This window comes from Actinoalloteichus spitiensis RMV-1378 (genome assembly GCF_000239155.1).
Lineage (GTDB): Bacteria > Actinomycetota > Actinomycetes > Mycobacteriales > Pseudonocardiaceae > Actinoalloteichus_B > Actinoalloteichus_B spitiensis.
On record NZ_AGVX02000136.1, the window covers coordinates 1 to 21,920 of the forward strand.

Sequence of the window (21,920 nt, forward strand, 5' to 3'; positions counted from 1 at the left end):
CCGCCACCGTCGGCCGACGGTGGCGGCCCTCCGCTCAGGTGGGCTGGATCACTCGCCCGTCGCCTTCGCGATGATCTCCTTCGCGACGTTCTGCGGAACCTCGGCGTAGGAGTCGAACTGCATCGAGTAGTTGGCGCGACCCTGGGTCTTCGACCGCAGGTCACCCACGTACCCGAACATCTCCGACAGCGGGACGAGCGCCTTGACGACGCGAGTGCCGCTGCGCTCTTCCATGGACTGGATCTGCCCACGGCGGGAGTTCAGGTCACCGATGACGTCACCCATGTAGTCCTCGGGCGTCGTCACCTCCACCGCCATCATCGGCTCGAGGAGGGTCGGGCTCGCGGTGCGGGCCGCCTCCTTCAACGCCATCGAGCCGGCCACCTTGAACGCCATCTCCGAGGAGTCGACCTCGTGGTAGGCACCGTCGAGCAGCGTGAGCTTCACACCCACCAGCGGGTACCCGGCGAGGACGCCGTACTGCATCGCGTCCTGCGCGCCCTGGTCGACCGAGGGGATGTACTCCTTCGGGACCCGGCCACCGGTCACCTTGTTCTCGAACTCGTACAGGGCACCCTCGGTGCTCTCCAGCGGCTCGAGCTTGATGATGACCCGCGCGAACTGACCGGAACCACCGGTCTGCTTCTTGTGGGTGTACTCGTACTTCTCGATGGTCTTCCGGATGGTCTCCCGGTAGGCCACCTGCGGCTTGCCGATGTTGGCCTCGACCTTGAAGTCGCTCTTCATCCGGTTGACCAGCACCTCGAGGTGGAGCTCGCCCATCCCCTTGATGATCGTCTGACCGGTGTCCTCGTCGAGCTTGACCTGGAAGGTCGGGTCCTCCTCGGCGAGCTTCTGGATCGCCGTGGAGAGCTTCTCCTGGTCACTCTTGGTCTTGGGCTCGATCGCGACCTCGATGACCGGAGCCGGGAACGTCATCGACTCCAGCACGACCGGGGCCTGCGGGTCGGCCAGCGTGTCACCGGTGGTGGTCTCCTTGAGACCGATCACCGCGTAGATGTGGCCCGCCCTGGCCTCGTCGACCGGGTTCTCCTTGTTGGAGTGCATCTGGAAGAGCTTCCCGATGCGCTCCTTGCGCTCCTTGGTGGCGTTGACCACCTGGGTGCCGCTGGCCACCTTGCCGGAGTAGACCCGGACGTAGGTCAGCTTGCCGAAGAACGGGTGCACCGCGATCTTGAAGGCCAACGCGGAGAACGGCTCGTCCACGCTCGCCTTGCGCTCGGCGTGCGTCTCGCCGTCCTGGAGCGTGCCGTGCACGGCGGGGACGTCCAACGGCGAGGGCAGGTAGTCGATCACCGCGTCGAGCATGGGCTGGACGCCCTTGTTCTTGAACGCGGAGCCGCACAGCACCGGGTACGCCTCGCGGGCGCAGGTGATCTTGCGGATACCGGCCTTGATCTGCTCGACCGTCAGCTCCTCGCCATTGAGGTAGGCGTCCATGAGCTCGTCGTCGGTCTCGGCGACGGCGTCGAGCAGCTTCTCCCGGTACTCGGCCGCCTTCTCGGCGAGCTCCGCCGGGATCTCCTCGACCGTGTAGTCCTCGCCCTTCTGGACGTCGCCGCGCCAGGTCAGCGCGCGCATCTCCACCAGGTCGACGACACCGGCGAAGTCGCTCTCCGAGCCGATCGGCAGCTGGATCACCAGCGGCTTGGCGCCGAGGCGCTCCTCGATGGTGCGGACGGTGAAGTAGAAGTCGGCGCCCAGCTTGTCCATCTTGTTGACGAAGCAGACGCGCGGAACCTCGTACTTGTCCGCCTGCCGCCAGACCTGCTCGGACTGCGGCTCGACGCCTTCCTTGCCGTCGAAGACGGCGACGGCGCCGTCGAGCACCCGCAGGGACCGCTCGACCTCGACGGTGAAGTCCACGTGGCCAGGCGTGTCGATGATGTTGATCTGGTTGTCGCCCCAGAAGCAGGTGGTCGCGGCGGAGGTGATGGTGATGCCGCGCTTCTGCTCCTCCTCCATCCAGTCCATCGTCGCCGCGCCGTCGTGCACCTCGCCGATCTTGTAGTTGATCCCGGTGTAGTACAGGATCCGCTCGGTCGTGGTGGTCTTGCCGGCGTCGATGTGGGCCATGATGCCGATGTTCCGGACCTTGGCCAGGTCAGTCAGCACTTCGCGTGCCACGAGACTCTTCCCCGTTCTTGATCAGCTGGTCCTAGCTGTCTGTGGGGTGGTCGAAGACCCGACGCGGGTACGCGCCGAGCTACTCCAATCACCAGCGGTAATGCGCGAACGCCTTGTTGGACTCCGCCATCTTGTGGGTGTCCTCGCGCCGCTTGACGCTCGCACCCAGGCCGTTGCTGGCGTCCAGCAGCTCGTTCATCAGCCGCTCGACCATCGTCTTCTCCCGGCGCTGCCGGGCGAAGGACACCAACCAACGCAGAGCCAGCGTGGTGGAGCGACCGGCGCGCACCTCCACGGGCACCTGGTAGGTGGCGCCACCGACGCGGCGGCTGCGCACCTCCAGGGTGGGCTTCACGTTGTCCAGGGCACGCTTGAGCGTGACGACCGGGTCGGTGCCGGTCTTCTCCCGGGTGCCCTCCAGGGCCTCGTAGACGATCTTCTCAGCCAGCGAGCGCTTGCCGTCCCTGAGCACCTTGTTGATGAGCTGCGTCACCAGAGGTGAGGCGTAGACGGGATCGGAGATCAGCGGCCGCTTCGGGGCCGGACCCTTGCGGGGCATCTTTAGCTCTTCTCCTTCTTCGCGCCGTACCGGCTGCGGGCCTGCTTGCGGTTCTTGACGCCCTGGGTGTCGAGCGAACCGCGGATGATCTTGTAGCGCACGCCGGGGAGGTCCTTCACACGGCCACCGCGAACGAGCACCATCGAGTGCTCCTGGAGGTTGTGGCCCTCACCGGGGATGTAGGCCGTGACCTCGATGCCGCTCGTGAGCCTCACACGGGCCACCTTGCGCAGCGCCGAGTTCGGCTTCTTGGGGGTGGTGGTGTAGACGCGGGTGCATACGCCGCGCCGCTGCGGGCTCCCCTTGAGCGCCGCGGTCTTGGTCTTCGCGACCTTGTCCTCACGGCCCTTGCGGACCAGCTGCTGGATCGTGGGCATGGACCGGCTACTTCTTCCGTTCGCGGCCCTAGGTGCTCGCTGTTGTACGTTTGAGCACGTCAGGCGGTATGTATGGCTCTGTGTAGTTCGCCCTCCCCCGTAACCCGAGGTCGGGCGTGTCGCCCTCTTCTCGGTCCCGTGGCGTGAAGCTTCCCCTGCGGGATGTCGGGAGGAGTTCCGCTGTGCAGTGACGACCACGGTCTCAATACCGCCGCTCACAGGCACACGGACCGACCCAATGCGCATTGGGCCCGAGTGGCAAAGATACCTGCTGCCCGAACGCGGGGTCAAAACGGGTACCACATACCACCTGGTTCGCACCGGGTCGGGACTCTGCCGCCAAGCCTACCGGCGGGACGCGGGGCCGTAACCCCCCGGATCCGCGCCGAGCCGTGGCGTGCGCCACGCGAGGCCAACCACCCCGCACCCCGTTCATCCGGCCACCACCACGCCGCCACGACCGGGCAACGATCCGTTCGCCGCCCGGCGGGGAGCCGCTCCCGCCCCGCGTTGCCCCACCGCCACGGCGGTGCCCGCCACGTCCAGCGGGGCGTGCCACCGCTGCCCCTGGTCGGCACGCCATCGGCGACCAGCACACCATCACGACGCCCCCCGGACCGACGCCGAGGACGGTACCCGCGCGGCCAGCGCGAACACGCCGTCCCCCGCCGCACCGGCGGTCAACCGCCCGCCGAGCTCGCCGAGCCGCCGCCCCAGGCCCTCGAGGCCACCTCCCGACGCCGGTTCCCCCGGGGTGGCCCGGACGCCGTCGTTGCGGACGACGAGCTCGACTCCCCCGTCGTCCTCCCGCACCGTGATCTCGCACCAGCTCGCGTCGGAGTGCCGGAGCAGGTTCGTCGTCGCCTCCCGCAGCACCCGGCCGAGGACCGCTGAGGACGGTGTCCCCGCCCCGGGAACCGCTCGGGTGCCGGCCGTCGTCACCCGGATCCCGGCCGATTCCACCAGGTGCGTGACGGCCACGATCTCGGCGCCCAGCTCCGTTCCCCGGCGTCGCCTGGCCACGTCCCGGACCTCCCGCAGCGCGTCCCTGGCCAGCCGGTGCGTCTCCGCGATCTCGGCGTCGGCCCGCTCCGGATCCACCTCCCGGAGTCGCAACGCCAGCTCGCTCTTCAGCGCGACCACCTCCAGGGTGTGCCCCAGGATGTCGTGCAGGTCCTCCGCCAGCCGCATCCGTTCCCGGTGCCCCGCCATCTCGACGGCGATCCGCTGGGCGCGGTCGAGCTCCGCCGCCGACCGCCACGACTCCAGCACGCGGAAGTCCGAGTAGACGACCAGGGGTATCGCCAGGACCCCGAACACCACCGGCAACGCGAGCCCTCCCCAGGGCGCCGAGGCGCCGCCGAGCACCAGCGTGACCACGACGACGCCGAGGCACACGACGCCCGTCACGGCGGCCGTGGCGCTGGTCAGCTGGCGCCGCGAACGTCCAACGCCGACGTCCGCCACGGCGATGCCCGGCACCGCGAGCCAGAGCAGGCCAGCACCGGCTCCCCAGCCGCCGGGCGGGGCGTCCACCCCGGCCACGGCGGCGAACCCGCCTCCGACGACGCCGAGGCACACCGCGACCGCCAGCGCGGGACCGGACAACCTGACCGGCACCCTGGCCGTCGGGGACCGGAGCGCGTGGCGCACGCAGGCCGCGTGCAGCACCGCGAAGACCGCGGCCCCGGTCAGGAGCACCGCTTGGGGCCCGTCCGGTACCGGCTGGAGGACGACCAGGACGGCGAGCACGCTGCCCCAACCGAGGGCGGAGCTCAGCACCGCGTTCCGGGAACGACGGCGCAGCACGTCGAGGGGCTGGCCTGCGGTCACCCCGGCACCGTAGCGACCACCGGGCCGGCCGCGTGCCGGTTCCGTTCACCGCCCGGGATGACCGCCGCCATCGCCCCACCCCGGAACGCGCCACGGGGGGCGCGCCCTGTGGCGCGCCCCCCGTGGGTCAGGCACTTCCGGTTCCGCTGAAGAACGCTCAGCGGTAGTCGCGACCGAAGTCGTAGTCGTCCAGCGGCACCGCGGCACCGGTGCCGGTCCCGAACACGTCCGGCGTGTAGTAGCCGTCGTCGTAGGACGGGATGGCGTACGCCGCCGCCCGCGCCTCCTCCGTCGGCTGCACCTGGATGTTCCGGTAGCGGTTGATGCCCGTACCGGCCGGGATCAGCTTGCCGATGATCACGTTCTCCTTCAGGCCGACCAGCTTGTCGCTCTTGCCGTTGATCGCGGCGTCGGTGAGCACCCTGGTCGTCTCCTGGAAGGACGCCGCCGACAGCCACGACTCGGTGGCCAGCGATGCCTTGGTGATCCCCATCAGGACCGGCCGGCCGGAGGCGGGCTCGCCGCCCTCGGCCACGACCCGCCGGTTCGCGGCCTCGAACTCGCTCCGCTCGGCCCAGGACGCCGGCAGGAACTCCGTCGACCCCGAGTCGATGATGGTCACCCGGCGCAGCATCTGGCGGACGATCACCTCGATGTGCTTGTCGTGGATGGCCACGCTCTGCGTCCGGTACACCCGCTGCACCTCGCGCACCAGGTGGAGCTGCGCCTCCCGCGGCCCCATGATGCGGAGCACCTCGTGCGGGTCGACCGCGCCCTCCAGCAGCTGCTGCCCGACGGTGACGTGGTCACCGTCCTGCAACGGCCGCTCGGTGCCGTCCCGCGAGACCGTCGCCAGCCACTGCCGCCGCGACAGCTTGTCGTGGACGATCTCCTCGCTGCCGTCGTCCGGAATGATGGTGATCTTCCGGAACCGCTCGCCCTCCTCGATCTGGACGCGGCCGTCGACCTCGGAGATCGGGGCCTTGCCCTTCGGGATGCGGGCTTCGAACAGCTCGGTCACACGCGGCAGACCGGTGGTGATGTCATCGCCGGCCACACCACCCTGGTGGAAGGTCCGCATCGTCAGCTGCGTACCCGGCTCACCGATCGACTGGGCCGCGACGATGCCGACCGCCTCACCGACGTCGACGAGCTTGCCCGTCGCCATCGACCGGCCGTAGCACGTGGCGCAGACGCCGATCGCGGACTCGCAGGTGAGCACGCTGCGGACCTTCACCCGCGTCACGCCCGCGTTGGTGAGGGCGTCGATCGCGGTGTCACCGAGATCCGCGCCCCTGGCCAGCAGCAGCCCACCGTCGGCGTCGGTGACGTCCTCCGCCGAGCTGCGCGAGTACACGCTCGTCTCGACGTGGTTGTCCCGCACCAGGGTCCCGTCGTGGGCCCGGGTCGCGATCGGCATGAAGATGCCGCGCTCCGTGCCGCAGTCGATCTCCCGCACGATGACGTCCTGCGAGACGTCGACCAGACGACGGGTCAGGTAACCGGAGTCGGCGGTCCGCAGCGCGGTGTCCGCCAGACCCTTCCTGGCGCCGTGCGTGGAGATGAAGTACTCCAGCACCGACAGGCCCTCGCGGAAGTTGGACTTGATCGGACGCGGGATGTACTCGCCCTTGGTGTTCGACACGACCCCGCGCATGCCGGCGAGCTGCACGACCTGCGTCATGTTTCCGGCGGCCCCGGACTTCACGATCGTCGGGATCGGGTTGTCCTCGGGGAAATTCCGCTCCATCTCCTCGGCGACCTCGTCCTTGGCCTGCTGCCAGACCTTCACGAGCTCGCTGTTCCGCTCGGCGTGCGAGAGCGCACCACGCTGGTAGCGCTTCTCGATCCGGTCGGCCTCGCGCTCGTACTTGTCGAGGATCTCCTGCTTGTTGGCGGGAACGACCACGTCGGAGATCGCCAGCGTCACCCCGGACCGGGTGGCCCAGTAGAAGCCGGCGTCCTTGAGCTTGTCCAGCGTCTGCGCCACGGTGACCATCGGGTACCGCTCGGCCAGGTCGTTCACGATCGTGGCCTGCCGCTTCTTGGGCAGCACCTCGTCGATGAACGGGTAGTCGGCCGGGAGCAGGTCGTTGAACAGGACCCGGCCCAGGGTGGTGTGGGCCAGCCACGGCTCCCCGGGCTCCCACCCCTCCGGCTCGGCGCCCCGCGGCGGGACCTGGTCGAGCAACCGGATCCTGACCTTCGCGTGCAGCGACAGCGCCTTGCGGTCGAAGGCCATGATGGCCTCGGCCGGGGAGGAGAAGGCCTGGCCCTCTCCCACGGCGCCCTCCTGCAGCTTCGTCAGGTGGAACAGACCGGTCACCATGTCCAGCCGGGGCATCGCCAGCGGCCGGCCGGAGGCCGGCGACAGGATGTTGTTGCTGGACAGCATGAGGATCCGGGCCTCGGCCTGCGCCTCGGCCGACAGCGGCAGGTGCACCGCCATCTGGTCACCGTCGAAGTCGGCGTTGAACGCCTCGCACACGAGCGGGTGCAGCTGGATCGCCTTGCCCTCGACCAGCTGGGGTTCGAAGGCCTGGATGCCCAACCGGTGCAGGGTCGGCGCCCGGTTCAGCAGGACCGGGTGCTCGGTGATGACCTCTTCCAGGACGTCCCACACCTGGCTGCGGGACCGCTCCACCATCCGCTTCGCGGACTTGATGTTCTGCGCGTGGTTGAGGTCCACCAGCCGCTTCATCACGAAGGGCTTGAACAGCTCCAGCGCCATCTTCTTGGGCAGCCCGCACTGGTGCAGCTTGAGCTGCGGGCCGACCACGATGACCGACCGGCCGGAGTAGTCGACGCGCTTGCCGAGCAGGTTCTGCCGGAACCGCCCCTGCTTGCCCTTCAGCAGGTCGGACAGCGACTTCAGCGGCCGGTTGCCCGGGCCGGTCACCGGACGCCCTCGGCGGCCGTTGTCGAACAGCGCGTCGACGGCCTCCTGCAACATCCGCTTCTCGTTGTTGACGATGATCTCGGGCGCGCCGAGGTCGATCAACCTCTTGAGGCGGTTGTTCCGGTTGATGACCCGGCGGTACAGGTCGTTCAGGTCCGAGGTGGCGAACCGGCCACCGTCGAGCTGGACCATCGGACGCAGGTCCGGCGGGATCACCGGGGTGCAGTCCAGCACCATGCCCTGCGGGCTGTTGCCCGTCGCCTGGAAGGCCGCGACGACCTTCAACCGCTTCAGGGCACGCAGCTTCTTCTGCCCCTTGCCGCTGCGGATGGTCTCCCGCAGGTTCTCGGCCTCGCCCTTGATGTCGAAGTTGCCGAGCAGGGTCTGGATGGCCTCCGCGCCCATGCCGCCGGTGAAGTAGTCGCCGTACCGGTCGTAGAGCTCCCGGTACAGCAGCTCGTCAGCGATGAGCTGCTTGGGCTCCAGCTTGGTGAAGGTCTCCCAGATCTCGTCCAGGCGGTCCAGCTCACGCTGCGCGCGGTCCCGGAGCTGGCGCATCTCGCGCTCGCCGCCCTCCTTGACCTTGCGCCGGACGTCGCTCTTGGCACCCTCGGCCTCGAGCTCGGCCAGGTCGGTCTCGAGCTTCTGCGCCCGGGCCTCGATGTCCGCGTCGCGCTTCTCCTCGACCCGCTTGCGCTCCACGCTGAACTCGTTCTCCAGCGTGGACAGGTCGTTGTGGCGCAGCTCGGTGTTCACCGAGGTGATGACGTAGGCGGCGAAGTAGATGATCTTCTCGAGATCCTTCGGCGCCAGGTCGAGCAGGTACCCGAGCCGGCTGGGCACACCCTTGAAGTACCAGATGTGCGTCACCGGGGCCGCGAGCTCGATGTGGCCCATCCGCTCCCGCCGGACCTTGGCGCGGGTGACCTCCACGCCACAGCGCTCACAGATGATGCCCTTGAACCGGACCCGCTTGTACTTGCCGCAGTAGCACTCCCAGTCCCGGGTCGGGCCGAAGATCTTCTCGCAGAAGAGGCCGTCCTTCTCGGGCTTGAGCGTGCGGTAGTTGATGGTCTCCGGCTTCTTGACCTCGCCGAAGGACCACTGGCGGATGTCGTCAGCGGTGGCCAGGCCAATACGAAGCTCGTCGAAGAAGTTGACGTCCAGCACGTCGGTTCTTCTCCCCTGATCGTTGGTTCAGGCCGTGACGGCCTGGTGGGGGCGGCTGTCGGAGGTGAGCAGCGCGGGTCAGTTCACGACGTCGTCGACGGAGGGCGACTCGGACCGTGACAGGTTGATTCCGAGGTTGGCGGCGGCACGTTCGAGGTCCTCGTCGTCACCGTCGCGCATCTCGATCGCAGCGCCGTCACTCGACAGCACCTCCACGTTGAGGCACAGCGACTGCAGCTCCTTGAGCAGCACCTTGAACGACTCCGGAATACCGGGCTCCGGGATGTTCTCGCCCTTGACGACCGCCTCGTAGACCTTGACCCGGCCCAGGACGTCGTCGGACTTGATGGTGAGCAGTTCCTGGAGCGTGTACGCGGCGCCGTAGGCCTGCATGGCCCAGCACTCCATCTCACCGAAGCGCTGACCACCGAACTGCGCCTTACCGCCGAGCGGCTGCTGGGTGATCATGGAGTACGGGCCGGTGGACCGGGCGTGGATCTTGTCGTCCACCAGGTGGGACAGCTTCAGGATGTACATGTAGCCGACCGCGACCGGGTACGGGTAGGGCTCGCCGCTCCGACCGTCGAACAGCTGTGCCTTGCCGTCCGCCTTCACCATCCGCTCGCCGTCCCGGTTGGGCAGGGTGGACGCGAGCAGACCGGTGATCTCGTGTTCCTTGGCACCGTCGAAGACCGGCGTCGCGGTGTTGGTGCCCGGGTCGGCCTGCCGCAGGTCCTCCGGCAGCTTGGCCGCCCACTCCGGGTCGCCCTCGATGCTCCACCCCCGTTTGGCGATCCACCCGAGGTGGGTCTCGAGGACCTGGCCGATGTTCATCCGTCGCGGAACACCGTGGGTGTTCAGGATGATGTCCACCGGGGTGCCGTCGGGCAGGAAGGGCATGTCCTCGGCGGGCAGGATCTTGCCGATGACGCCCTTGTTGCCGTGCCGGCCGGCGAGCTTGTCGCCGTCCTGGATCTTCCGCTTCTGCGCCACGTACACGCGCACCAGCTCGTTGACCCCGGGCGGCAGCTCGTCCTCGTCCTCCCGGCTGAACACCCGGATGCCGATGACCTTGCCGTTCTGGCCGTGCGGCACCTTCAGTGAGGTGTCGCGGACCTCCCTGGCCTTCTCACCGAAGATGGCGCGCAGCAGCCGCTCCTCCGGCGTCAGCTCGGTCTCACCCTTGGGAGTGACCTTGCCGACCAGGATGTCGCCGTCCCGCACCTCGGCTCCGATGCGGATGATGCCCCGCTCGTCGAGGTCGGCCAGCACGTCCTCGGAGACGTTCGGGATGTCCCTGGTGATCTCCTCGGCACCCAGCTTCGTGTCCCGGGCGTCGATCTCGTGCTCCTCGATGTGGATCGAGGTGAGCACGTCGTCCTGCACCAGGCGCTGGGACAGGATGATCGCGTCCTCGTAGTTGTGCCCCTCCCACGGCATGATGGCCACGAGCAGGTTCTTGCCCAGCGCCATCTCACCGTTCTCGGTGCACGGGCCGTCCGCGATGACCTGCCCCACCTCGACCCGGTCGCCCTCGGCGACGATCGGCTTCTGGTTGATGCAGGTGCCCTGGTTGGAGCGGCGGAACTTGTGCAGCTTGTAGGTCTGGCGGGTGCCGTCGTCGGCCATGACCGTCACGTAGTCGGCGCACAGCTCCTCGATGACGCCGGCCTTCTCGGCCACCAGCACGTCACCGGCGTCGACCGCGGCCCGCAGCTCCATGCCAGTTCCGACCAGCGGGGACTCGCTGCGCAGCAGCGGCACCGCCTGGCGCTGCATGTTCGCGCCCATCAGCGCGCGGTTGGCGTCGTCGTGCTCGAGGAACGGGATCATCGCCGTGGCGACCGACACCATCTGCCTCGGCGACACGTCGATGTAGTCCACGCCCTCGGGGCTGATGAACTCGACCTCGCCGCCCTTGCGGCGGACCAGCACGCGCTCCTCGAGGAAGTTGCCGTCGTCACCCACCGGCGCGTTGGCCTGCGCGATGACGAAGCGGTCCTCCTCGTCGGCCGTCAGGTAGTCCAGCTGGTCGGTGACCCGGCCACCCTCGACCTTCGCGTACGGGGTCTCGATGAAGCCGAACGGGTTGACCCGCGCGTAGGAGGAGAGGGAGCCGATCAGGCCGATGTTCGGGCCTTCCGGCGTCTCGATCGGGCACATCCGGCCGTAGTGGCTCGGGTGCACGTCGCGGACCTCCATGCCCGCGCGCTCCCGGGACAGACCGCCCGGACCCAGCGCGGAGAGCCGGCGCTTGTGCGTCAGCCCCGCCAGCGGGTTGGTCTGGTCCATGAACTGCGAGAGCTGGGACGTTCCGAAGAACTCCTTGATCGCGGCGACCACCGGCCTGATGTTGATCAGGGTCTGCGGCGTGATGGCCTCGACGTCCTGGGTCGTCATCCGCTCGCGGACGACGCGCTCCATGCGGGAGAGCCCGACCCGGATCTGGTTCTGGATCAGCTCGCCGACCGTGCGGAGCCGCCGGTTGCCGAAGTGGTCGATGTCGTCGACCTCGACGGGGACCTCGGTCGCCTCCTCGCCCTCACCGCTGGTCATCCTGGTGTCGCCGGCGTGCAGCCGGACCAGGTACTCGATGGTGGTGACGATGTCGTCCTCGGTCAGCGTGCCGGACTCGACGGGCAGGTTCAGACCGAGCTTCTTGTTGACCTTGTAGCGGCCCACCTTCGCGAGGTCGTACCGCTTGTCCTTGAAGAACAGGTTCTCCAGCAGCGTCTGCGCGCTCTCCCGGGTCGGCGGCTCGCCGGGCCGCAGCTTCCGGTAGATGTCCAGCAGGGCCTCGTCCTGCCCAGCGGTGTGGTCCTTGTCGAGCGTGGCGACCAGGGTCTCGCTGAACCCGAACCGCTCGCGGATCTGCTCGGTCGTCCAGCCGAGGGCCTTCAGCAGGACGGTGACCGGCTGACGGCGCTTGCGATCGATGCGGACACCGACGGTGTCGCGCTTGTCCACGTCGAACTCCAGCCAGGCGCCCCGGCTGGGAATGATTTTGACGTTGTAGACGTCCTTGTCCGTCGTCTTGTCGACCGCGTGGTCGAAGTAGACGCCGGGGGAACGAACCAACTGGGATACAACGACCCGCTCGGTGCCATTGATGATGAACGTGCCCTTGTTCGTCATCATCGGGAAGTCACCCATGAACACCGTCTGGCTCTTGATCTCGCCGGTGGTGTTGTTGGTGAACTCCGCGGTGACGAACAGCGGGGCCGCGTACGTCATGTCCTTGTCCTTGCACTCCTCGACCGAGGCTTTGACCTCGTCGAAGCGCGGGTCGGAGAAGGAGAGGGACATCGAACCGGAGAAGTCCTCGATCGGGGAGATCTCGTTGAGGATCTCCTCGAGGCCGCCGACGGGGGCGTCCTCTCCGGCGTCGATGCGGCGCTGGAACCATTCGTCGGCCCCGGTGAGCCATTCGAACGACTGGACCTGGAGGTCCAGCAGGTCGGGCACCTCGAGCGGCTCACGGATCTTCGCGAACGAGACCCGCTTGGGTGCCCCGGGTATCCCCGACGTGGAGTTGGTCGCAGCAGTGGCCTTGGTCGCGCGGGAGACTGCCAAGATGCGTCCTTCCAGGGACTGGTAGCTGGCTAAGCAGCGGCGCTAGCAGCCGGCTAACACAGCTGTCAAGGGTGCAGTGGTGCCCGCATCCTACGCCCGAAACCAGGGCAAGCAGAACGAGGGCAGCGCAAAGAAGCAGTCTAGCCGCGAAGAGGGCGACTGTCGAGTGGGGGCGGCCAGCCCGCCACTCGCGTTGCTAACAGACTGACCGCGGGAGGGCGCTCAGTCAAGACGCTTCGCCTCGATCACCCCTGTGGTGGAACGTGGTGTTACGACTCGTGACCACGGGCGGTCCGCGCGACTGGCCCGCCCATCTGGCGCTTCCGATCTTATTTGGCAGCGCCGACAGGATGCCACCCCTCGCTCCTCGGCGACACCCGGGGCCGAGGGCGCCGGAACCCCGCGCCCGACCACCGGGAGAGACGAGAAGCACTGGCCAGCGCCGCACCCGGTCCACGACGAGCCGGGACGCGCCCGAGGAGGGCTGGCTGAGAGTGAGACATTGCTCACTTTCGGTGGGCCAGTCGGTCGGCCGCACCGGCCGAGGACACCCCCGGCCGGCGGCCGCACCGCGATCCGGACGGCAACCACCCCTACCCACGCCGAAGGGGTGGCCCCGTCACCTGACGGAACCACCCCTCCGCGGGTGATCAGCGGCCTCGGGCCGCCGGGATCACTTCACGCTGACGGTCGCGCCAGCGGCCTCCAGCTTCTCCTTGGCCTGGTCGGCCACGTCCTTCTTGACGTTCTCCAGGATCGGCTTCGGCGCGCCCTCGACCAGCTCCTTGGCCTCCTTGAGGCCCAGGCCGGTGACGACCTCACGGACGACCTTGATGACCTGGATCTTCTTGTCGCCGGGGGCCTCGAGGACCACGTCGAACTCGGTCTTCTCCTCGACGGCCTCGGCCGGGGCGGCCGCGGCACCGGCCGGCGCGGCGGCGGCGACGGCAGCGGTGACCTCGAACTTCTCCTCGAACGCCTTCACGAAGGCGGAGAGCTCCAGCAGGGTCATGCCGCCGAAGTGCTCCAACAGCTCCTCGTTGGTCAGCTGCGCCATGGTGACGTCTTCCTTCCTAGCTCGGGGCGACCTGGTCCTCCAGGGCGCTGGGGGTGGGGGTGAGGGCGGTCAGCCCTCGGCCGGGCTCTCGCCGGCCTTCTTCTCCTCGAGAGCGGCCGCGAGGCGGACCATCTTCGAGGCGGGCGCGGCGAACACCGCGGCGGCCTGGGCCAGGTTCGCCTTGAGGGCACCGGCCAGCTTGGCCAGCACGACCTCGCGGGACTCGAGGTCCGCGATCTGGTTGACCTCGTCCACGGACAGCGCACGGCCGTCCATGTACCCGCCCTTGATGACGAGCGCCTTGTTGTCCTTCGCGAAGTTACGCAGTGCCTTCGCGGCGTCGACGGGCTCGCCCTCGACGAAGGCGATCGCGGTCGGGCCGATGAACAGGTCGCTGAGACCCTCGATCCCCGCGTCCTCGGCGGCGCGCTTCACCAGCGTGTTCTTCGCGACCCGGTACGTGGCGCCCTCGCCAAGAGCGCGACGCAGCTCGGTGAGCCGCTCCATGGACAGACCGCGGTACTCGGTGATCACCGCGGCGGACGAGTTGCGGAACCGGTCGGAGATCTCGGTAACCGCGTCGACCTTGTCGGTCCTTGCCATGTGTCGCCTCCTCTCTCTAGCTGAACGGACAGCTCGGGTCTGCTGGTTGACAGTCAGACCCCAGAGACGACGAACGCCCCGGCGCAGCAGGGCACGGGGCGCGGAACAGCCGTGTGCCACGCACACGGGAAACTTGCCTCGTCCTCCTGCGCGGGCCGCCCGCGTACTGCGGGGCCTTCGTCCAGCACCTGCGGGCAGGGGCTGAAGACCAGCGGTCTTGGGTGGAACTGGCACGAGTCTACCCAAGCCGGGAGGCGCCCCGCGCCCACCCCCGGCGACCGGGCGCCGGCTCCGCACACCGCCCCGCGCGCACGGCGCGGGAGCGTGCGCAGGCGGCCGTCCCCGCGGGGGACGGGAAGAATCCCCGGGCACTCCACGCGGTCGCCCGGACACGGCATGATGGCGGAGTGGCTGATCAGCACCGCCCGGACGAACCGTCCGGAGAGCTCGTCCCCCGCACGCGGCCGTCCCCCCCGGCGCCGGGGGCACCGGGCCAGGACGGCGAGCCCGGCCTGCCGGAACGGACCCGGCCGCTGCCCGGACCGCCGGAGGGCACCCCCGCCCCGGGCACCGAACTCAGCCACGACGAGCGCCAGCGGTACGAGCAGTTCCAGCAGTTCCAGGAGTTCCAACGGTTCCAGGACCACCAGCGGGCGCAACGGGAGGCCGACCCCGGCGGTCCGTGGCCACCGTGGCTCAAGCGGTTCCTCCGGCGGCGGTGGGTCCGCAGGATCGCCCTCCTGATCCTCGTCCTGTTCCTGCTGTCGCTGGCCAGGGACCACTTCTTCGGCACCGGTGGTGACCAGTACGGCGGGGAGAGCCCCGGCCTCGGCGCCCGCCGCCCGGTCTTCTCCGCCAACCCCTCGGAGAGCGTGATCGCGGTCTACAGCAGGATCGCGGCGCCCGAGCAGGAACAGCAGCGCAGTGCCTGCACCCTCCTCACCGAGGAGGCGGCGGCCCAGTTCGCCCGGAACAACGACGCCGAGGACTGCCAGCAGGCGGCCGTCGCCCTCGCCGAGGAGGTGACCACCCCGATCGCCTACGCCGACCCCACGCAGGCCAGTCCCGCCGTCGCCGCGGCCATCAACGGCGTGGACGGCTCCAGCACGGTGGTGAGTTCGTGCGACGACCTCGACGTGCGCGGCGGCCCCCCGTTGGGGGTGTTCGAGCTCGACCTGCGCGACGACGGCGGCTGGGTCATCACCGGACACCGGACCGAGGACTCGTGCTCAGCTCCCGCGCCTCCTCCTTCCGGTTCACCGGCGCCGTCGGCCGAGGGCGCCCCGCCCGTCACCGCCGACGGCCATGGCCCGGAGGCGACGGTCCGGGAGCTGTACGGGCTCGTCGCGGAGAACCGCTCCCGGGAGGCGTGCCAGCTGCTCGTCGGCCGCGCGAACGACGCCTTCCGCGCCAACCACCGGGCCATGTACTGCCACCTCGCCGTGGAGGAGCTGGCGGGACAGGTCACCGACCCCGACGCCTACTCCGACCCGGGGTTCCCCTCCGAGCACCGGGACCCGCCGGCTGGCGGTGAGACGTCGATCAGCTCCTGCCAGCTGGAGGTGGTGGGCGGCCCCCGGCTCGGCACCCTCGACCTGGCTGAACAGCCCGACGGCCGTTGGCTGGTCGTCGACCACCACGCGGAGACCTGCTGACCCGGACCCCTCACCGGCCACCCGGTGCCTGCCGACCGCCGGGGGTCCGGAGTGCATCATTGATCGGTACCCAGGCGATTCGGGGGAGGCTAGCTACATGAGCGCGTCGGAGCAGTGGCCGGTGGAGAACGAGTGGGCGACGAGGGAGCTCCACTGGCACGCGTACGTGGAGGACCAGTCGATGGCCTCCGCGAGGTCGCGGCGCGAGCGGCTGGACGGCGAGCCCGACCAGGTGCTCCTCACCCCCAAGGACGTCGCCACCTGGCTGGACACCCAGCTCAAGCGCGCCACGGCGCCGGCGAACAAGGAGACGGGCAAACGCGCGAAGGACGACCGCGACTTCGGGGACTCCTTCCGGGTGCACGAGTCCCTCGCCTCGCGCGGGGAGTCCATCTACACCGGGATCAGGCTGGACACCACCTTCGCCGTGGAGGCGGTGAGCCCGGCGGACTGCTCGCTGGGCGACCACACCCGGCCCGTCACCCCGCTGAAGACCGCGAAACGCCGGGGGAGCGCGGGAAGCGGGAACTGATCCGTCCCGACCAGACCACCCGCCGGCACGACGAACGCCGCCCCGGCCGGTGGCTGGAGCGGCGTTCGATGCCGGTGACGCGGGCGCCCTGGATCAGGCGGCGGCCTCGTCGGTCAGCAGGTTGCGGGTCCGGTTCGGGTCGACCGGGATACCGGGGCCCATGGTGGTGGAGACAGTGATCTTCTTCAGGTACCGCCCCTTCGCCGCGGACGGCTTCGCCCGCAGGATCTCGTCGAGCGCGGCGGAGTAGTTCTCCACCAGCTTCTCGGCGTCGAAGGACACCTTGCCGATGATCAGGTGCAGGTTGGCCTGCTTGTCGACGCGGAAGTTGATCTTCCCGCCCTTGATGTCGTTGACGGCCTTGGTGACGTCGGGCGTCACGGTGCCGGTCTTCGGGTTCGGCATCAGGCCGCGCGGGCCCAGGATGCGGGCGATCCGACCGACCTTCGCCATCTGGTCGGGCGTCGCGATCGCGGCGTCGAACTCCAGCCAGCCACCCTGGATGCGCTCGATCAGGTCTTCCGCACCCACGGCGTCCGCACCGGCGGCCTCGGCCTCGGCGGCCTTGTCGCCCGTCGCGAACACGATGACCCTGGCGGTCTTGCCCGTACCGTGCGGGAGGTTCACCGTGCCACGGACCATCTGGTCGGCCTTGCGGGGGTCGACGCCGAGCCGGATCGCGACCTCGACGGTGCCGTCCAGGCGGACCTTGGAGGTCTCCTTGGCCAGCTTCGCGGCCTCCAACGGGCTGTAGAGGCGGTCGCGGTCGATGAGTTCCGCGGCCCGCTGGTAGGCCTTGCTGCGCTTTGCCATGTCTGTTCCTTGTCTGCTGGATCAGTAGTGGTGCCGGGCGAGCGCTCGCCCTCCCACGCGGTCAGAACGGTCGAGGGTACTCCCCGCCGCCGTTCAGATCTTGGCTACCTGGTTGAACGACAGTTCAACCGGCGTCTCGCGCCCGAAGATCGAGACGAGGACCTTCAGCTTCTGCGCGTCGGCGTTGACCTCGCTGATGGTCGCGGGCAGCGTCGCGAACGGCCCGTCCATCACGGTCACCGACTCGCCGACCTCGAAGTCGACCTCGATCGTCGACTTCGACGGCTGGGCGCTCACCGCAGCACCCGCCTTACCCGGCTTGGTCTCCTCCACCTGCGGAGCGAGGAACTTGAGCACCTCGTCCAGCGTGAGCGGGGACGGACGCGAGGTGGCGCCGACGAAGCCCGTCACACCGGGGGTGTTGCGCACCGCGCTCCACGAGGCGTCGTTGAGCTCCATCCGGACCAGGATGTACCCGGGCAGGACCTTGCGCTGCACCTGCTTGCGCTGGCCGTTCTTGATCTCGGTGACCTCTTCGACCGGCACCTCGACCTGGAAGATGAAGTCCTCGACGTCCAGGGTCTGCACCCGGGTCTCCAGGTTCGCCTTCACCTTGTTCTCGTACCCGGCGTAGGAGTGCACCACGTACCACTCGCCCGGGGCGCTGGCCAGCGCCGCGCGCATCTCGGCGACCGGGTCGTACTCGGTCTCCTCGTCGACGGCGTCCGCCTCACTCGGAAGCTCGGTGCCCTCCGCGGCGGTGGTCTCGACGGCCTCGGCCCCCGACGTCTCCTGCTCGGAGCCCTCGGACGCCGCCGCGGCGGTCACCTGCTCGTCGGACGAGCCGGTCTGGTTCTGGCCGTCCTCATGGGAGGTCACAGTCGGTCTCGCTTCCTCTCGTGCTCGTGCGCCTGACCCGGCGGACCCCACGGCCCGCGCACGGGACCGCTGTCAGCCGAACAGCCAGAGCACACCCTGGCTGAAGGCGATGTCCAGTCCCGCCACCAGCGTCACGACGAAGGATACGAAGACCAGCACCACCAGCGTGTAGGTCACCATCTGACGGCGCGTTGGCCAGATGACCTTGCGGAGCTCGGCCACGACCTCACGGAGGAACCTGCCGATCCGGCGCGGGAAGGACGGGCGCTTGCCGCTGTCGTCCCTCGCTCGCGTGGGACGGCCCTTCCCGGCGTCCGCGGATCCGGCCGAGCCGCTGACCCCCTCGGCGCGGTCCTTCCGACCGGACGGGCGTGCGGCTGCCCGGCGTGCACGACGCTCAGCGGCACTGGAGGGGCGCTCGGCGTCGCCACCCTCACCCCGCTGCTGCTCGCGGTCCTCGCTCACGCCTGGTTCCTCCGCTCGCCGTCGATTCTCGACGCAGGGGTGACAGGACTTGAACCTGCAACCTGCGGTTTTGGAGACCGCTGCTCTGCCAATTGAGCTACACCCCTTTGCGGTGGCCCCGACCGGTCGCCCGGTGTGACCACCACAGTCCCGAGACGCCGGACAGCCTCCCACGCGACTTGCGGGAGGGCAAGCAGGAATCTCAGTGCGCGCAGTCTATTGCATTGAGGGCGGGTTTCTCCAACTCCCGAGGTCAGAAGGGGTTTTTGAGCCAGGGCTTGGCACTGTTGGCCGCTGCTGGACCGCCCTCGCCGGCCCGAGCTGCCGCGCACCGCACCGGGCGGCCGCGCCCCGGGCACCGGCCCACGCTCCGGGCGGACCGAACCTCCCTCGACCTGGTCTGACACCATCTGGGGTATGGCCGTATCCGAACCCAGCACCGTCCCCGCCCCGTCCTCCCGCCCCCGCGTCTCGGCGAGGGTCGGTGGCATCAGCGAGTCCGCCACGCTGGCGGTGGACGCCAAGGCGAAAGCGCTGCGCGCGGCAGGGCGCCCGGTCATCGGGTTCGGGGCCGGCGAACCCGACTTCCCCACCCCCGAGCACGTGGTGACCGCGGCCCAGGCCGCCTGCGCGGACCCGAGGAACCACCGCTACACACCCGCCGCGGGGCTGCCGGACCTGCGCGAGGCGCTCGCGGCCAAGACGCTGCGGGACTCCGGGCTGGCGGTCGAGCCCGCCCAGGTCCTGGTGACGAACGGCGGCAAGCAGGCCGTCTACCAGGCATTCGCCGCGCTGCTCGACCCGGGCGACGAGGTGCTGCTGCCTGCCCCGTACTGGACGACCTACCCGGAGGCGATCACCCTCGCCGGGGGTGCGCCCGTCGTCGTCCCCACCGACGAGACGACCGGCTACCTGGCCAGCGTCGAACAGCTCGAAGCGGCCCGCACCCCGAACACGAAGGTGCTGCTCTTCTGCTCGCCGTCGAACCCGACCGGCGCCGTCTACCCCAGGGAACAGGTGGAGGCGATCGGCCGGTGGGCCCTCGAGCACGGCATCTGGGTGATCACGGACGAGATCTACGAACACCTGACCTACGACGGGGCCACGGCGGTGTCGATGCCGGTGGCGGTGCCCGAGCTCGCCGACCAGTGCGTGATCCTCAACGGTGTCGCCAAGACCTACGCGATGACCGGTTGGCGGGTCGGCTGGATGATCGGCCCACAGGACGTGATCAAGGCCACGTCGAACCTCCAGTCCCACCTGACCTCGAACGTGGCGAACGTCTCACAGCGCGCCGCGCTCGCGGCGGTGAGCGGGCCGCTGGACGCCGTGCACGACATGCGGGCGGCCTTCGACCGCCGGCGCCGGACGATCGTGTCGATGCTGTCCGTGATCGAGGGCGTGCGCTGCCCCGTCCCCCAGGGAGCGTTCTACGTCTACCCGTCGGTGAAGGACCTGCTCGGCCGCGAGCTGCGGGGGAGCACCCCCCGGTCCAGCGTCGAGCTGGCCGAGCTGGTCCTGGAACACGCCGAGGTGGCGGTGGTGCCCGGCGAGGCCTTCGGGACCCCCGGTTACTTCCGCCTCTCCTACGCGCTCGGTGACGCGGACCTGGAGGAGGGCGTGGGCCGCGTCGCCGCGCTGCTCGGCGAGATGCGCTGAGCCCCAGGTCGGCCGAGCCGCTCTCCCGGCCAGGGCCCCGCCCGGGGCCCTGGCCGCGTTCCCGGGCTAGTCCGCCAGCCGAACCCGGGCGACCGCCTTGCCCAGGACGCTCTGGCCCGCGCTGCGGGCCGTGATGGTGACCCTGGCGACACCGGTCTCGTCGACGCCGGTCACCTTGCCCGTCAACTCCACGAGGGCGCCCTCCTCGGTGTCGGGGACCACCACCGGCCTGGTGAACCGGACGCCGTACTCGATCACGGCACCCGGATCCCCTGCCCACTCCCCCACGAGACGCGCGCCCTGCGCCATGGTGAACATGCCGTGGGCGATCACGTTCGGCAGCCCGACCTCGCGGGCGAACCGCTCGTTCCAGTGGATCGGGTTGAAGTCCCCGGAGGCGCCCGCGTAGCGGACCAGCTGCTCCCTCGTCACCCGAACCCTCAGTTCGGGGAGCACGGTTCCGCTGGAGACCTCCGACACCCGCAGCCGGCTCACGCCGTCACCCCTTCCGCTTCGGCGGCCGCCGGGCTGTCGGCCGTCCCCCGTGCGACGAGCATGGTGCGAGCCGTGACGACGGCCTCACCGTCCTCGGTCGTGACCTCCGACCTGAGGGTCAGGAACTCGTTGCCGGCCCGGCTGGACACGGCGTCGACGTGCGCCGTCACCACGAGCCTGTCCCCCGCCCTGATGGGGCGGTGGTGTTCGAAGCTCTGGTCCCCGTGCACGACCGTGCCGTAGTCCAACCCCAGCTCGGGGTCGGTCACGATGACCTCGTTCGCCCGAACCGAGAGCAGGAACGCGAACGTCGGCGGCGCGATCACGTCCGGATGGCCGGCGGCCCGGGCGGCGGCCGGGTCCCGGTACACCGGGCTCGGGTCTCCCACCGCGTCCGCGAACTCCCGGATCTTCTCCCTGCCCACCTCGTACGGATCGGTCGGCGGGTAAGCACGTCCAACAAACCTCTGGTCAAGCCCCACGGCGGCCACCGTAGCCGAGACCGTCGCAGGGCCGGCCCGGCGGCCCTGGTCCCGCCGCCCACCCCGCCGAGGCCCGGGCACCGGCGAGGCCCCGGGGCCGGGAAAGACCCCGGAGCGCGGTGCCCGGAGAAGACGGAAGGACCCGACCCCGTGGGGTCAGGTCCTTCCGTGAGCCTCAGCTCCTCGGCGCCAGGCCGGGAGTCAGCGGGTCTCCTTGTGCACGCGGTGCACGTTGCAGTTCCGGCAGTACTTCTTCACCGCGAGCCGGTCGGGGTCGTTCCGACGGTTCTTCTTGGTGATGTAGTTGCGGTGCTTGCACTCCTCGCACGCCAACGTGATCTTGGGGCGAACGTCCGTGGCGGCCACGGTGCCTCCCTCTCAAGCTAGGGTCCTGAGTCGGTCTGTGATCCCGGTCGCGCCCGGATCGACGGGACCGATTGGTAGCGGTGGCGGGACTCGAACCCGCGACACAACGATTATGAGCCGTTTGCTCTACCAACTGAGCTACACCGCCACGCGGGCAAACCACACACACGATACACCCGCAGTGCCACTGCCGGGCACTGCGGGAGTTCGTGGAGCCCCAATACGGAATCGAACCGTAGACCTTCTCCTTACCATGGAGACGCTCTGCCGACTGAGCTATTGGGGCCTGCTCCGCCTTGAGCGATGATGACTCTACACAACCCCGTCCCGAAGGTGAAACCGGGGGGGTGCCTCG

Annotated in this window: 17 protein-coding genes and 3 tRNA genes; 3 read left to right on the forward strand and 17 right to left on the reverse strand. The window is 69.4% G+C overall.

Going from position 1 to position 21,920, the window contains the following annotated elements:
- Positions 1 to 48: 48 nt before the first annotated feature.
- From fusA to rplJ, 8 genes are all read right to left on the reverse strand, one after another.
- Positions 49 to 2,148 (reverse strand): elongation factor G, encoded by a 2,100-nt coding sequence (gene fusA, locus ACTIDRAF_RS0207210; RefSeq protein WP_026065862.1) that lies wholly within the window; start codon positions 2,146 to 2,148, stop codon positions 49 to 51.
- An 88-nt stretch (positions 2,149 to 2,236) separates the two neighbouring features.
- Positions 2,237 to 2,707 (reverse strand): 30S ribosomal protein S7, encoded by a 471-nt coding sequence (rpsG, locus tag ACTIDRAF_RS0207215; protein ID WP_016698049.1) that lies wholly within the window; start codon positions 2,705 to 2,707, stop codon positions 2,237 to 2,239.
- A 2-nt stretch (positions 2,708 to 2,709) separates the two neighbouring features.
- Positions 2,710 to 3,084, reverse strand: a complete 375-nt coding sequence (rpsL, locus tag ACTIDRAF_RS0207220) for a 30S ribosomal protein S12 (RefSeq protein WP_016698050.1) — start codon at positions 3,082 to 3,084, stop codon at positions 2,710 to 2,712.
- Positions 3,085 to 3,684: 600 nt separating this feature from the next.
- On the reverse strand, positions 3,685 to 4,917 hold the full coding sequence (locus tag ACTIDRAF_RS31845; protein ID WP_016698051.1) for a sensor histidine kinase: 1,233 nt from the start codon (positions 4,915 to 4,917) through the stop codon (positions 3,685 to 3,687).
- Between the two features lie 157 nt (positions 4,918 to 5,074).
- Positions 5,075 to 8,986: a DNA-directed RNA polymerase subunit beta' gene (locus tag ACTIDRAF_RS0207230; protein ID WP_016698052.1), complete on the reverse strand. Its 3,912-nt coding sequence runs from the start codon at positions 8,984 to 8,986 to the stop codon at positions 5,075 to 5,077.
- A gap of 78 nt (positions 8,987 to 9,064) precedes the next feature.
- Complete coding sequence (gene rpoB / locus ACTIDRAF_RS0207235) at positions 9,065 to 12,559, reverse strand: DNA-directed RNA polymerase subunit beta (protein ID WP_016698053.1); 3,495 nt, start codon at positions 12,557 to 12,559, stop codon at positions 9,065 to 9,067.
- Positions 12,560 to 13,232: 673 nt separating this feature from the next.
- Positions 13,233 to 13,616: a 50S ribosomal protein L7/L12 gene (gene rplL, locus ACTIDRAF_RS0207240; protein WP_016698054.1), complete on the reverse strand. Its 384-nt coding sequence runs from the start codon at positions 13,614 to 13,616 to the stop codon at positions 13,233 to 13,235.
- A gap of 69 nt (positions 13,617 to 13,685) precedes the next feature.
- The gene (rplJ, locus tag ACTIDRAF_RS0207245) at positions 13,686 to 14,219 is read right to left on the reverse strand and encodes a 50S ribosomal protein L10 (RefSeq protein WP_016698055.1); all 534 of its coding nucleotides are present in this window, start codon (positions 14,217 to 14,219) and stop codon (positions 13,686 to 13,688) included.
- 407 nt (positions 14,220 to 14,626) lie between these two features.
- On the opposite strand from rplJ, the gene ACTIDRAF_RS0207250 reads away from it, so the two are divergent.
- Positions 14,627 to 15,874, forward strand: a complete 1,248-nt coding sequence (locus ACTIDRAF_RS0207250) for a hypothetical protein (RefSeq protein WP_016698056.1) — start codon at positions 14,627 to 14,629, stop codon at positions 15,872 to 15,874.
- 97 nt (positions 15,875 to 15,971) lie between these two features.
- Entirely contained in the window at positions 15,972 to 16,406 is a 435-nt protein-coding gene (locus ACTIDRAF_RS0207255) for a hypothetical protein (protein WP_016698057.1), read from the forward strand.
- Between the two features lie 93 nt (positions 16,407 to 16,499).
- On the opposite strand, the gene rplA is transcribed toward ACTIDRAF_RS0207255, so the two are convergent.
- The 4 genes from rplA to ACTIDRAF_RS0207275 all read right to left on the reverse strand — a co-directional run bounded on the left by rplA (position 16,500) and on the right by ACTIDRAF_RS0207275 (position 18,670).
- Positions 16,500 to 17,219, reverse strand: coding sequence for a 50S ribosomal protein L1 (gene rplA, locus ACTIDRAF_RS0207260; RefSeq protein ID WP_016698058.1), 720 nt, complete (start codon positions 17,217 to 17,219; stop codon positions 16,500 to 16,502).
- A 93-nt stretch (positions 17,220 to 17,312) separates the two neighbouring features.
- The gene (nusG, locus tag ACTIDRAF_RS0207265) at positions 17,313 to 18,098 is read right to left on the reverse strand and encodes a transcription termination/antitermination protein NusG (protein ID WP_016698059.1); all 786 of its coding nucleotides are present in this window, start codon (positions 18,096 to 18,098) and stop codon (positions 17,313 to 17,315) included.
- Positions 18,099 to 18,170: 72 nt separating this feature from the next.
- Positions 18,171 to 18,563 (reverse strand): preprotein translocase subunit SecE, encoded by a 393-nt coding sequence (secE, locus tag ACTIDRAF_RS0207270; protein ID WP_016698060.1) that lies wholly within the window; start codon positions 18,561 to 18,563, stop codon positions 18,171 to 18,173.
- Between the two features lie 34 nt (positions 18,564 to 18,597).
- Positions 18,598 to 18,670 (reverse strand) — tRNA-Trp (locus ACTIDRAF_RS0207275).
- 310 nt (positions 18,671 to 18,980) lie between these two features.
- Here ACTIDRAF_RS0207275 and ACTIDRAF_RS0207280 point away from each other — a divergent pair.
- The gene (locus ACTIDRAF_RS0207280; RefSeq protein ID WP_016698061.1) at positions 18,981 to 20,222 is read left to right on the forward strand and encodes a pyridoxal phosphate-dependent aminotransferase; all 1,242 of its coding nucleotides are present in this window, start codon (positions 18,981 to 18,983) and stop codon (positions 20,220 to 20,222) included.
- Positions 20,223 to 20,288: 66 nt separating this feature from the next.
- Here the strand turns inward: ACTIDRAF_RS0207280 and ACTIDRAF_RS0207285 are convergent, their stop codons facing one another.
- From ACTIDRAF_RS0207285 to ACTIDRAF_RS0207305, 5 genes are all read right to left on the reverse strand, one after another.
- The gene (locus ACTIDRAF_RS0207285; RefSeq protein WP_016698062.1) at positions 20,289 to 20,717 is read right to left on the reverse strand and encodes a MaoC family dehydratase; all 429 of its coding nucleotides are present in this window, start codon (positions 20,715 to 20,717) and stop codon (positions 20,289 to 20,291) included.
- On the reverse strand, positions 20,714 to 21,199 hold the full coding sequence (locus ACTIDRAF_RS0207290; RefSeq protein WP_026065863.1) for a MaoC family dehydratase N-terminal domain-containing protein: 486 nt from the start codon (positions 21,197 to 21,199) through the stop codon (positions 20,714 to 20,716). Before ACTIDRAF_RS0207290 ends, ACTIDRAF_RS0207285 begins: the two co-directional genes overlap by 4 nt.
- Before the next feature lie 201 nt (positions 21,200 to 21,400).
- Positions 21,401 to 21,565 carry a 50S ribosomal protein L33 gene (gene rpmG, locus ACTIDRAF_RS0207295; RefSeq protein WP_016698064.1) on the reverse strand — a complete coding sequence of 55 codons (165 nt, stop codon included), beginning with the start codon at positions 21,563 to 21,565 and terminating at the stop codon, positions 21,401 to 21,403.
- 72 nt (positions 21,566 to 21,637) lie between these two features.
- Positions 21,638 to 21,713, reverse strand: a tRNA-Met gene (locus tag ACTIDRAF_RS0207300).
- A 62-nt stretch (positions 21,714 to 21,775) separates the two neighbouring features.
- Positions 21,776 to 21,851: transfer RNA gene (locus ACTIDRAF_RS0207305), tRNA-Thr, on the reverse strand.
- Positions 21,852 to 21,920 lie beyond the last annotated feature (69 nt).